General features: G+C 61.0%; 9 protein-coding genes. All 9 read left to right on the top strand.

Translation table 11 applies throughout. The features are described from left to right. On the top strand, window positions 1-677 hold a 677-nt coding region (locus AAC083_RS01285; RefSeq protein ID WP_108535689.1), incomplete at its 5' end, for an AEC family transporter. Window positions 678-884: 207 nt separating this feature from the next. Continuing rightward, the gene (locus AAC083_RS01280) at window positions 885-2,777 is read left to right on the top strand and encodes a sigma 54-interacting transcriptional regulator (RefSeq protein ID WP_108535688.1); all 1,893 of its coding nucleotides are present in this window, start codon (window positions 885-887) and stop codon (window positions 2,775-2,777) included. A 416-nt stretch (window positions 2,778-3,193) separates the two neighbouring features. After that, entirely contained in the window at window positions 3,194-4,381 is a 1,188-nt protein-coding gene (gene ygeW / locus AAC083_RS01275; protein WP_108535686.1) for a knotted carbamoyltransferase YgeW, read from the top strand. 125 nt (window positions 4,382-4,506) lie between these two features. Continuing rightward, entirely contained in the window at window positions 4,507-5,706 is a 1,200-nt protein-coding gene (gene dpaL, locus AAC083_RS01270) for a diaminopropionate ammonia-lyase (RefSeq protein ID WP_108535687.1), read from the top strand. Window positions 5,707-5,844: 138 nt separating this feature from the next. Further along, the gene (locus AAC083_RS01265) at window positions 5,845-7,062 is read left to right on the top strand and encodes a YgeY family selenium metabolism-linked hydrolase (RefSeq protein WP_108535685.1); all 1,218 of its coding nucleotides are present in this window, start codon (window positions 5,845-5,847) and stop codon (window positions 7,060-7,062) included. Window positions 7,063-7,178: 116 nt separating this feature from the next. Then, on the top strand, window positions 7,179-8,615 hold the full coding sequence (gene hydA, locus AAC083_RS01260) for a dihydropyrimidinase (RefSeq protein WP_108535684.1): 1,437 nt from the start codon (window positions 7,179-7,181) through the stop codon (window positions 8,613-8,615). 102 nt (window positions 8,616-8,717) lie between these two features. Beyond that, window positions 8,718-9,650 (top strand): carbamate kinase, encoded by a 933-nt coding sequence (gene arcC / locus AAC083_RS01255; protein WP_108535683.1) that lies wholly within the window; start codon window positions 8,718-8,720, stop codon window positions 9,648-9,650. A 223-nt stretch (window positions 9,651-9,873) separates the two neighbouring features. Further along, the gene (locus tag AAC083_RS01250) at window positions 9,874-10,797 is read left to right on the top strand and encodes a DMT family transporter (RefSeq protein ID WP_108535682.1); all 924 of its coding nucleotides are present in this window, start codon (window positions 9,874-9,876) and stop codon (window positions 10,795-10,797) included. Between the two features lie 167 nt (window positions 10,798-10,964). Further along, the gene (locus AAC083_RS01245; RefSeq protein WP_108535681.1) at window positions 10,965-12,050 is read left to right on the top strand and encodes a calcium/sodium antiporter; all 1,086 of its coding nucleotides are present in this window, start codon (window positions 10,965-10,967) and stop codon (window positions 12,048-12,050) included. Window positions 12,051-12,208: the final 158 nt, after the last annotated feature.

Below are 12,208 nucleotides of genomic sequence, written 5' to 3'. Positions count from 1 at the left end.
TGGTTATCCTGTTGCCGGGTCTGCTGCTCTCCTTGCTCAGGCTAACAAGCATCAGCCGGCCGGCGCTGATCCTGCCCGCCATGTTTCGCAACACGGGCAACCTCGGCATTCCGCTGATGGTGCTGGCCTTTGGCGAGCAGCAGCTGGGCGCCATTATCATACTGTTCGTGCTCTCCAACCTGCTCCACTTCTCGGTGGGCATGTTCATCCTCTCGGCCAACACCTCCCGCTGGCTCTGGCTGCGCAGCCCAGTGCTGTGGGCCGCCCTCGCCGGTTTGCTGGTGGCTAACCTGCACATTGCGCTGCCGGAATACCTGGTGACCAGCGCCTCCTTGCTCGGCCAGATCTCGGTGCCCCTGATGCTGTTTGCCCTCGGTATCCGCCTGATGGAAGGGGAGCTTGACCACCTGGGGCTCGCCCTCAAGTGCAACCTGCTCTACCTGTTGGCGGGCGGCGTCTCGCTCTGGCTGGCGGTCTGGTTGCTGCCGTTGCAGGCGGAGTGGATCCCGCTGTTGATGTTGTCGGTGGCGCTGCCACCGGCGGTGCTCAACTACATGCTGTGCGAGCAGTACCAGTGCCAGCCCGAGAAGGTGGCCAGTATCGTGCTCGGCGGCAATGCGCTCTCGGTCGTGGTGATCCCGCTGGCGGTCTGGCTGGCCCTGCATCTGGGCGGTTGACTCTGTGTCGCTTGCAAGGACGCCTGCTGGCGTCCCTGGCTTGCTCCTTCGCTCTTATTTTCCCCTGTCTGCGCCAGCTCTCACTCCCGGCAGAGGGGGAGTGCAAGTTCCCTTTTCGTGATCCTCGGCGAAGTTGCGGCCGTCGAATTGGCATAGTATCTGGCCAGCATGAATCCCACCCTGGGTGGGAGCCAAGGGATGAACAGCATGATGTCCGTCAGTAACCAATGTTTGTTGATGCAGATCCAGCCCACCATCTTGCGCTTTGCCAAGATGCTGGCCAGCGTGCTGCAACTGGAAGTGGAAATCGTCGACGCCAACATGGTGCGGGTGGCGGGAACCGGCCCTTACGGCAAGTTTTTCGGCCGCCAGCTGGAGGGAGACTCCCGCCTGTTGCGCTACGTGATCGAACACCAGAGTGAGAAGATAGTCACCCACACCAGCGAGGATCCTGTCTGTGAGGGGTGCAGCTGCAAGGATAGCTGCCGGGAACGCGCCTTCCTCGGGGTGCCCATCATGGTGGAGGAGACCTGCATCGGGGTCATCAGCCTGGTGGCCTTCAACGCCGAGCAGCAGGCCCGCCTCAATAACAACCTGCAGGAGGTGTGCGACTATGTGCAGCACATCTCCAGCATCTTCGTGGCCAAGCTGCTCGATTCCCGTGGCTTGTCAGACGGGGTCAACAAGGTGTTCCTGAATCTGATGAGTCACATGGATCAGGGTTGCCTGCTGCTCGACGAGAAGAGCCAGCTGCGCTATGCCAACGAGGTGGCGCTCAAGCAGCTCAACTGCCAGCAAGAGCAGTTGCTGGGGCGCGAGATTGGCGTGCGTCCGCTCACCTTCGCCCAGCAGGGGCTGACTGGGCACATGCAGCACATCATCACACTGGCTGATCGCCAGGAGCTCATCATAGGCCAGCTGCACCACGTGCAGGGCCAGCAGCTGTTTCTGATGGCGTTTCACCAGTCCCATCCGGCCCTGAGTCAACCGCTGGAGCCGGACGAGGGCATGGCGCTGCTGATCGGCGAAAGCAAGCCGATGCAGGCGTTGAAAAAACTGCTCCATCGCATCGCCCTGAGCCCCTCCAGCGTGCTGGTCTGCGGTGAGAGCGGCACCGGCAAGGAGGTGGTGGCCCGCGCCATTCACCGCCTCAGCCCTCGCCATGACAAGCCTTTCATTGCCATCAACTGCGCCGCCATTCCGGAGCAACTGCTGGAGAGCGAGCTGTTTGGTTACGTGAAGGGGGCCTTCACCGGCGCTTCCAGTGGCGGCAAGCAGGGGCTGATCCAGGCCGCCCATCAGGGCACCCTGTTTCTCGACGAGATAGGGGACATGCCGCTCACCATGCAGGCCAAACTGCTGCGGGTGCTGGAGCTGCGGGAAGTGACCCCCATCGGCGCCAGTCGGCCCGTGCCGGTGGACATTCGCATCATAGCCGCGACCCACCAGCATCTGGAGCAGTACATTGCCGAGGGCAAGTTTCGCGAAGACCTCTTCTATCGTCTCAACGTCATCCCCATCCACCTGCCGCCGCTGCGCGAGCGGGCAGGGGACGTGGCGCTGCTGACTCACTACTTTCTCAACTTGCACACCAGCCGCATCGGCCTCATCTATCCGGGGCTGAGCCCGGAGGTGATGGGTCTGCTCGAGGGATATCGCTGGCCCGGCAACGTGCGCGAGCTCAGCAACCTCATCGAATACCTGGTCAACGTGGTGCAGGCGGGGGAGGTGATCGAGAGCATACTCCTGCCCCCCAACATATTGCGCAACCAGCACCGTGATACAGAGGCGATATCTGAGGATTTGCAGCAGCCCTCCCATCTTTTGCACAATCAATGGCCCGGCGCCGGGGAGAACCCGGTGGCTGCGGGTCGTCCCGCGCCGGCCACGGCCTCTCCCGCCATGGCTGAAACCGGCCTGTCCGAGCGCAGCCGGGGGCTGCCTCTCGGGGAAAACGGGCTGGAGAGCATGGAGAAGCAGGCCATAGAGGAGACCTTGCTGCGCCTTGGCAACAAGAAGCTGGCTGCCCAGGCGCTGGGCATTGGAATTGCGACCCTCTATCGCAAGATCAAGAAGTACGAGATCGCCGTGCAAGCCTGAGCCTCACACCGCCGCTGGTCGCAAGCGGCGGTTTGCTCGCAGATAATGGCTGCGTCTGGGGCACGGCCATTATCATTATGATAATTTACCCATCTTGCCTATCAATTCGCTGCCCGCATCTGATAGCCAGGGTGATAATTATCAGCGCTTATCCTGGCACTATTTTAAATGTCACTGAGGTGTGCCGGCATTTATCGTGAAAGTGCCACCCAGCATGTCTAAATGGCGCTTTCATGTGCGCTGGCGCACATCTATTTTCCTGTTTTTCGTTATTCCTCCTGAAATACCGCATTGGCACGCTTATTGATTGCTTTTATTTGACGCTGACCGATGAACTCACCCAATGACCCTATTTTCGGTGACCTTGTGAGTGGAAGGGGAGCAATCCATATCTCATCAACAGATTGGGGCTAACGATGAAAGCAGTTAACGAATTAATCAAAGAGATCAATGAGCTCAAATCCAACCTGCATGAAAAGGACTTTCTGCTGACCTGGGAGCAGACCCCCCAGGAGCTGGCGCTGGTCCTCAAGCTGGCCGAGGCCCTCAAGGGGCTGCGGGCCGAGAACATCGCCACCAGGCTGTTCAATACCGGCCTGGGTATCTCGGTGTTTCGTGACAACTCGACCCGTACCCGTTTCTCCTATGCTTCGGCCCTGAACCTGCTTGGCCTCACCCAGCAGGATCTGGACGAGGGCAAATCCCAGATTGCCCACGGCGAGACGGTGCGTGAAACCGCCAACATGATCTCGTTTTGCGCCGATGCCATCGGCATTCGCGATGACATGTATCTGGGGGCGGGCAACGCCTACATGCGTGAAGTGGGTGCGGCCCTGGACGAAGGGTTCGAGAAGGGGGTGCTGCCCCAGCGCCCGGCGCTGGTCAACCTGCAGTGCGACATTGATCACCCGACCCAGTCCATGGCTGATCTCGCCTGGCTGCAGGAGCACTTCGGCAGCCTGGAGAGCCTCAAAGGCAAGAAGATTGCCATGACCTGGGCCTACTCCCCGAGCTACGGCAAGCCGCTCTCCGTGCCCCAGGGCATCATAGGGCTGATGACCCGCTTTGGCATGGACGTGACCCTGGCGCATCCCGAAGGGTATGACCTGATCCCGGACGTGATCGCGGTGGCCCATGAGAACGCCAAGGCCTCCGGCGGCAGTTTCCGTCAGGTCACCTCCATGGAAGAGGCGTTCAAGGACGCCGATATCGTCTATCCCAAGTCCTGGGCTCCCTACAAGGTGATGGAGCAGCGCACCGAGCTGCTGCGGGCCAACGACCACGCCGGCCTCAAAGAGCTGGAGAAACACTGTCTGGAGCAGAACGCCAAGCACAAGGATTGGCACTGCACCGAGGAGATGATGGCCCTTACCAAGGGGGGCGAAGCGCTCTATATGCACTGCCTGCCCGCCGATATTTCCGGCGTTTCCTGTCAGGCGGGCGAGGTGAGCGAAGGGGTATTCGAGAAATACCGCATCGCTACTTATAAAGAGGCGAGCTGGAAGCCCTATATTATCGCCGCCATGATAGTTGCCCGTAAATTCTCAGCGCCGGGCGCCGCGCTTGAGGGCTTGCTCAAAGAGGCGCAGAAGCGCGTCAAATAATGGTTGGGCCGGGCCGGGAACATTTTCCCGCCCGGCCATCATGGCGAAATTATTATCACGAGTTCTCTCCCCGGGGCTCATTTTAATCAATGTCCCTCGGCGAGATGACTCTCTGTGAGGTATTCATGTCCCAATTTTCTCTGAAGATGGATATTGCCGATAACCGCTTTTTTACCGCCGAGCCATCACCGCTGTTTTCCCGTGTTGAAGCACAAAGGGCGCGTGCCTTTCATAAAAAACTGGCCGGTTATGAGCCGACCCCCCTGTGCGACCTGAAAGCGCTGGCCGCCTATATCGGGGTGAAAAATATATTGGTCAAGGACGAGTCAAAGCGCTTTGGCCTCAATGCCTTCAAGATGCTGGGTGGCGTCTACGCCATCGCCAACCTGCTCTGTGAAAAATACGGGGTGGCCATCGAGGATTTCTCCTTCGATCTCATCAAACGCACCATCAAGGAGCCGATGACCTTTGCCACCACCACAGATGGCAACCACGGTCGCGGCGTCGCCTGGGCCGCCAAGCAGGTGGGGCAGCATGCTGTGGTCTACATGCCCAAGGGTTCCACGCAGGAGCGGGTGGATCACATCCTGGCGCTGGGGGCCGAGTGCATCGTCACCGACATGAACTATGACGATACCGTGCGCCTGACCATGAAGATGGCCCAAGAGCGCGGCTGGCACATAGTGCAGGACACCGCCTGGGAGGGTTACACCAAGATCCCGACCTGGATCATGCAGGGCTACGCCACCCTGGCCGATGAAGCGGTCGAGCAGATGCAGGCCATGGGCATCAAACAGCCCACTCACGTGCTGCTGCAAGCCGGAGTCGGGGCGCTGGCGGGCGGGGTGCTCGGTTATCTGGTGGACTGCTTCGGGGCGAGAAACCTGCACAGCATAGTTATCGAGCCGGATCAGGCCGACTGCATCTACCGCTCCGGCGTGGCGGGGGAGATGGTCAATGTGGGGGGCGATATGCGCACCATCATGGCCGGTCTCGCCTGCGGTGAACCCAATCCCCTCGGCTGGCCGCTGCTCAAGAGTTGTACCACCCAGTTCATCTCCTGCCACGACAAGGTATCGGCGCTGGGTATGCGGGTGCTGGGCAATCCCCTTGGCAATGACCCTCGCATCATCTCCGGCGAGTCCGGCTCGGTCGGTACCGGCGTGCTGGCGGCAGTGCGTCACCACCCGGATCGCACGGCGCTGATGGCGCGTCTCGGGCTAAGTCGCGACGCCGTGGTGCTGATCATCAACACCGAAGGGGATACCGATGTGACCCACTATCGGGAAGTGGTGTGGGAAGGCAAACACCCCGCCTGCGACTAACCCGGCTGCGAGTCACTCCCTGCAAGAGCAGAGACATGAATTGAAGAATTGATCGCGCCTCGCCCACGGGGCGCGGTGACGGGTACAGGGCGTTGCCGACGAACAGGCCGCGCACTCTCGAATGTTTGGAGAATCACAATGAGCAAGCAAATTCCGTTTGAAATGGTGTTGGAGAAGGCTTACCAGTACAAGGCCGAGATGAGTCAGTTCCTGCGCGACATGATCGCCATCCCGAGTGAAAGCTGCGACGAGAAGCGGGTGGTGCTGCGCATCAAGCAGGAGATGGAAAAAGTGGGGTTCGACAAGGTCGAGATTGACCCCATGGGCAACGTGCTGGGTTATATCGGCCACGGCCCGCACCTGATTGCCATGGACGCCCACATCGATACCGTGGGGGTCGGCAACATGGCCAACTGGACCTTCGACCCCTATGAGGGGATGGAAGATCACGAGATCATCGGTGGCCGTGGCGCCTCCGATCAGGAAGGGGGCATGGCCTCCATGGTCTATGCCGGCAAGATCATCAAGGATCTGGGTCTGGAAGATCAATACACCCTGCTGGTGACCGGCACAGTGCAGGAGGAGGACTGCGACGGCCTCTGCTGGCAGTACATCATAGAGCAGAGCAAGATCCGCCCCGAGTTCGTGGTCAGTACCGAGCCGACCGATTGCCAGATCTACCGTGGCCAGCGTGGCCGCATGGAGATCCGTGTCGAGGTGCAGGGGGTTAGCTGCCACGGCTCCGCGCCGGAGCGTGGTGACAACGCCATCTTCAAGATGGGCCCGATCCTCGGTGAGTTGCAGGCGCTCAGCCACAACCTCGGCAACGATGACTTCCTCGGCAAGGGTACCCTGACTGTTTCCGAGATCTTCTTCACGTCGCCAAGCCGCTGCGCCGTGGCGGACAGCTGCGCCGTCTCCATCGACCGTCGCCTCACCTGGGGCGAGAGCTGGCAAGGTGCGCTGGACGAGATCCGCGCCCTGCCTGCGGTGCAAGCCGCCGGAGCCGAGGTCTCCATGTACCAGTACGACCGTCCGGCCTACACAGGTCTGGTCTATCCGACCGAGTGCTACTTCCCGACCTGGAAGGTGGAAGAGGATCACATCACGGTCAAAACCCTCTCCAAGGCCTATCGCGAGCTGTTCCGCAAGGAGCCGGTGGTGGACAAGTGGACCTTCTCGACCAACGGGGTCTCCATCATGGGTCGCCACGGCATTCCGGTCATCGGTTTTGGCCCGGGTAAAGAGCCGGAAGCCCACGCGCCGAACGAGAAGACCTGGAAAGAGCATCTGGTCAAGTGCGCCGCCATGTACGCGGTGATCCCCATGCTCTATCTGGCCGATCTGGACAAGTAAGGGGGGCGGAGGGCGCGCGCTATCGTCGCCCTACTGTTGCAAATGTGGCAAGTGCCCCGTCTGTGGTCAGGCGGGGCCTTGGTGTTTGAAGCAATGCGAGGTTCGAGGTGGTGGGGATGAAACGGCTGATCAAAAACGGTGTGCTGGTCGATTCACAAGGGGAATATCGTCAGGATCTGCTGATCGATAACGGGGTGATCCGCGCCCGTGCTGCCGATATCCAGCCCGATGGCGAGACCGAGCTGATCGATGCCAGCGGCTGCTACGTGATGCCCGGTGGCATCGACGTCCACACCCACTTCAACATCGATGTGGGCATCGCCCGCAGTTGCGATGATTTTTTCAGCGGTACCCGTGCCGCCGCCTGTGGTGGCACCACCACCATCGTCGATCACATGGGATTTGGCCCGGCGGGGTGCAATCTGCATCACCAGCTGGCCCGTTATCACGATTACGCCGCCGATCAGGCGGTGATCGACTACAGCTTTCACGGCGTGATCCAGCATGTGGATGACGCCATCCTTAATGAGATGGCCGCCATGGTGCAGGAGGAGGGGATCAGCAGCTTCAAGCTCTACCTCACCTACCAGTACAAGCTGGGGGACCATGATGTGCTGCGCGCCCTGGCCCGCCTCAAAGAGGTGGGGGCGCTCGCCACCGTCCACCCTGAGAACGATGCCGCCATCGCCGTGCGCCGTGCGGCCCTGCTGGACGCGGGCCACCATGAACCCTGGTATCACCCGCAAAGCCGTCCGCTGGAGTGCGAGGCGGAGGCGATCGCCCGGATGATCAATCTGGCAGGGCTGGCGGGCAATGCCCCGCTCTATATCGTTCACCTCTCCAACGGCTTGGGGCTGGAGTATCTGAAACTGGCGCGCTGTCAGGGTCAGCCGGTCTGGGTGGAGACCTGCCCGCAATATCTGCTGCTCGATGATTCCTGCTATTACCGGGAGAACGGTGTCGACTTCCTGTTGAGCCCGCCGCTGCGAGGGCGCAGCGAGCAGGACAAGCTGTGGGTCGGCGTCGCTGCTGGCGACATCGATACGGTGGCGACCGATCACTGCAACTTCTCCCACGCCCAGCGCATGACCCTGTCAGGGGGCGATTTCAGCCGCTGCCCCAATGGCTTGCCTGGGGTCGAAAACCGGATGCTGCTGCTGTTTGCCCACGGTGTGCTCGGTGGGCGCATCTCGCCGTCCCGCTTCGTGGCGCTCACCAGCGCCAATTCGGCGCGCCTGTTTGGCCTCTGGCCGCGCAAGGGCAATCTGCAGCCGGGGGCCGATGCCGATCTGGTGTTGATGGATCCCCGTGGCGAGACCCAAATCCGCCATGCCGCGCTGCACGACAACGGCGACTACAGCCCCTACGAGGGGATGCGCTGTTCCGGCCAGATCAGGATGACCCTGAGTCGCGGCGAGATCGTGGCCCGCGACGGCGAATTTACCGGGCAACGGGGGCATGGCCGCTTTCTGGCCCGGGCACCCTTTGATCCGCAGCTGGGCAAAGCGGTCAGTGCGCCATCCCCTTGCGCCACACAGTTGGCAACCCGCTAGGGCAGGCGTTTGCTGCGGTAAAAAGCAAACATCAGCACAGCAATAGACAGAACAATCGAGCCGGTATAACGCCGGCCAACCCTTATCATCGGAGAGCACAAGATGAAACAGCGTATCGTACTGGCCCTGGGGGGCAACGCTCTGGGCAACAACCTGCCCGAGCAGATGAAGGCGGTGCAGAGCACGGCGCACACCATCGCCGACCTGATTGCCCAGGGGCATGAAGTGGTGGTCACCCACGGCAACGGGCCGCAGGTGGGGATGATCCAGCAGGCGTTCGAGGTGGCGGCCCGCCACGACCCCAAGTCTCCCCATCTGCCCATGTCGGTCTGCGTGGCCCTGAGTCAGGGCTATATCGGTTATGACCTGCAAAACGCCCTGCGCGAAGCGCTGCTTGCGCGCGGCATCCACAAGCCGGTCGCTACTCTGGTGACGCAGGTGGAGGTGGATAAAAACGATCCCGCCTTCCTCGATCCGAGCAAACCCATCGGCGGTTTCTTCAGCAAGGAGGAGGCCGAGGCGCTGATGGCCAAGGGCGAGCGGCTCAAAGAGGATGCCGGTCGCGGCTATCGCCGGGTAGTCGCATCTCCCAAACCCATCGACATCATCGAGAAGGATACCGTCTCTGCCATGCTGGCAGCCGGTCAGGTGGTGATCACCGTCGGTGGCGGCGGTATTCCGGTGCTGCGCGAAGGCAACCACCTGCGCGGCGCCAGCGCGGTGATCGACAAGGATTGGGCCAGTGCCAAGCTGGCGGAACTGATTGACGCTGACATGCTGATCATCCTCACCGCGGTGGAGAAGGTCGCCATCAACTTCGGCACGCCCGATGTGCAGTGGCTCGATACCCTGAGCGTGGCCGATGCCAACAGCTTTATCGCCCAGGGGCAGTTTGCCAAGGGCTCCATGTTGCCCAAGGTGGAGGCAGCGCTCTCGTTCGCCACCTCCCTGCCGGGGCGAAAATCCCTGATCACCTTGCTGGAGAAGGCGGCCGAGGGGATCGCCGGCAAGACAGGTACCCTGATCAGCCTGTAGCGTGCTGCGCGATGGCGGGTTGATAGACAGGGGGCCTTGGCCCCCTGCTGTTTTTGGCAAGGGCGCTGCCGTGGCTGAGGCCGATTTGCCCGCAGGCTATTTGCCGGTAGGCAATTTGTCCGCAGGGAATGTGCAGCCCGCCAGCACAGGGGTAAGATGGCCACCCCGAGAAAGGGTGACCAACTGAACAAAAGGCGAAAGGCAGAGCAATGCGTGGTACGAAATGAGTGGAAAGATCAATATGGCGGCGCTGGGGGGGCTGGTCCTGCTCACCGCCATCTGGAGTTACAGCTGGATCGTGATGAAGCAGGTGATGCTCTACGCGGGGGCCTTCGAGTTCACCGCCCTGCGCTGCCTGTGCGGATCCCTGGTGTTGTTGCTGGTATTGGCCCTGCGCGGGCGCCGTTATCTCAGGCCTACTCCATTTCGCTATACCCTCGCCATCGCCCTGTTCCAGACCTGCGGCATGGTGGGGTTGGCCCAGTGGGCCCTCATCAGCGGCGGGGCGGGCAAGGTGGCCATTTTGAGCTACACCATGCCGTTCTGGGTGGTGATCTTCGCGGCGCTCTTTCTCGGTGAGCGGATGCGCAAGCTGCACTATCTGGCGGTCGGGGTGGCCGCCTGCGGGCTGCTGTTGGTGATCCAGCCCTGGCTGCTGCACCTTGAATCCCTCAAGAGCGCGCTGCTGGGGATCGCGTCTGGCATCTGCTGGGGGATCAGCGCCATCATCGCCAAGCGGATGTATGCCCGCTACCCCGAGGTGGATCTGATGTCCCTCACCACCTGGCAGATGATCTACGCAACCATAGTGATGGCACTGGTGGCGGCACTGGTGCCGGAGCGCCCCATCGACTGGCAGCCCTATGTGTTTGGTGCACTCGCCTACAGCGCCATCTTCGCCACCGCGCTGGCCTGGAGCCTCTGGCTGTTTGTGCTGAAAAAATTGCCGGCGGGGATTGCCGGACTCAGCACCTTGGCGGTGCCGGTAACCGGCGTACTGCTCTCCTGGTGGCTGCTCGGCGAAAGCCCGGGGCCGGTGGAGGGCAGCGGCATCGCACTCATCGTGCTGGCGCTGTTGGTCATCAGCCGCAAGGGCAAGCGCTCTGTGGTGTCGGTGACGGGGGCAACCCGCGTCAAGCTGGTGTGACGGTCGCGGCGGCGAGGGCATCTTGCAGGTAAATGACCTGACACTCAACAGAGCCCGAGACAGGGGCACAAGGCTCAGTTACCATGGCGAAAGATAGTTGTGCAGGCGCGCAGGCATCTGATTTGAAATGATAATTTCAATGACTTTAACGGCAAGGATGAAACCGTATGATGACGTTGTTGTGGTTGGCCATGGGCCTAGTGTGTCTGGTGGTGGGAGCTGAATACCTGGTGCGGGGGGCATCACGCCTTGCCACCATGATGGGCATCTCCCCGCTGGTGGTGGGATTGACCATAGTGGCTTTTGGTACCAGTGCCCCTGAACTGGCGGTGAGCATTCAGTCTGGCCTCGAGGGGCAGGCGGGTATCGCGTTGGGTAACGTGGTCGGCAGCAATATCTTTAACGTGCTGTTTATTCTCGGCGTATCGGCCTTGATCGTGCCGCTGGTGGTTTCACAGCAGTTGGTGCGTTTCGATGTGCCCTTGATGATAGCCGTGTCGCTGCTGGTGCTGATGTTTGGTTGGGATGGCCGTATCTCTTTCTTCGAAGGTGCCTTGCTGTTTGCCGGTATCCTTGCTTACACCGTCTTTCTGTTTGTCCAGAGCCGCCGTGAAACCAAGGCAGTGCAGGCCGAGTATGAGCAGGAGTTTGGCCAAAAAGAGCCGGTGACCCCGGCCAGCTTGCCCCGTAACCTGTGCTTTATCGTGGCGGGCTTGGCGCTGTTGATCCTGGGCTCCCGCCTGCTGGTCGGCAGCGCGGTAGAGATTGCCCACTACTTCGGGGTCAGCGATCTGGTGATTGGCCTGACCATAGTGGCAGCCGGTACCTCGCTGCCGGAAGTGGTGACCTCCATCGTCGCCGCCCTGCGCGGTGAGCGTGATATCGCGGTAGGCAACGTGGTAGGCAGCAATATTTTCAATATCCTCTGCGTACTGGGGCTTACTTCCATGGTGACGCCGGAGGGACTTGAGGTGTCGGCCACCGCCCTGCAGTTCGATATTCCGGTGATGATTGCGGTGGCGATCGCCTGCCTGCCCATCTTCTTTACCGGTTACACCATCGCTCGCTGGGAAGGGGCGCTGTTTCTGGCTTTTTACATCGGTTACACCACTTGGCTTATCCTCCAAGCCACATCCAATCCGCTGCAAAGCCAGTTCAGTGCGGCGCTGATCGGCTTTGTGCTACCCCTGACGGCGATTACCCTGGCGGTGCTGGCGTTTCGTGCCTGGCGTCAGCAGCGGGTCATGCCGTGATACACGTTTGAGCACAGTAACGTGACAGGCCGAACAAAGCCCCACCATCACGGTGGGGCTTTCTCTTTGTATGGCGGGTTGCGAGTCAGCAACTCTTGGCTCATCCCTTATCGGCGCTTTGCCAGATGCATCATGGCCTCCAGCACGGCGCCACCGAT

Source organism: Aeromonas sp. HMWF014, from assembly GCF_963878295.1.
GTDB classification, from domain to species: domain Bacteria; phylum Pseudomonadota; class Gammaproteobacteria; order Enterobacterales; family Aeromonadaceae; genus Aeromonas; species Aeromonas popoffii.
The sequence above is the reverse complement of the archived record's forward strand: the minus strand, read 5'-3'. Positions and strand labels throughout refer to the sequence as shown.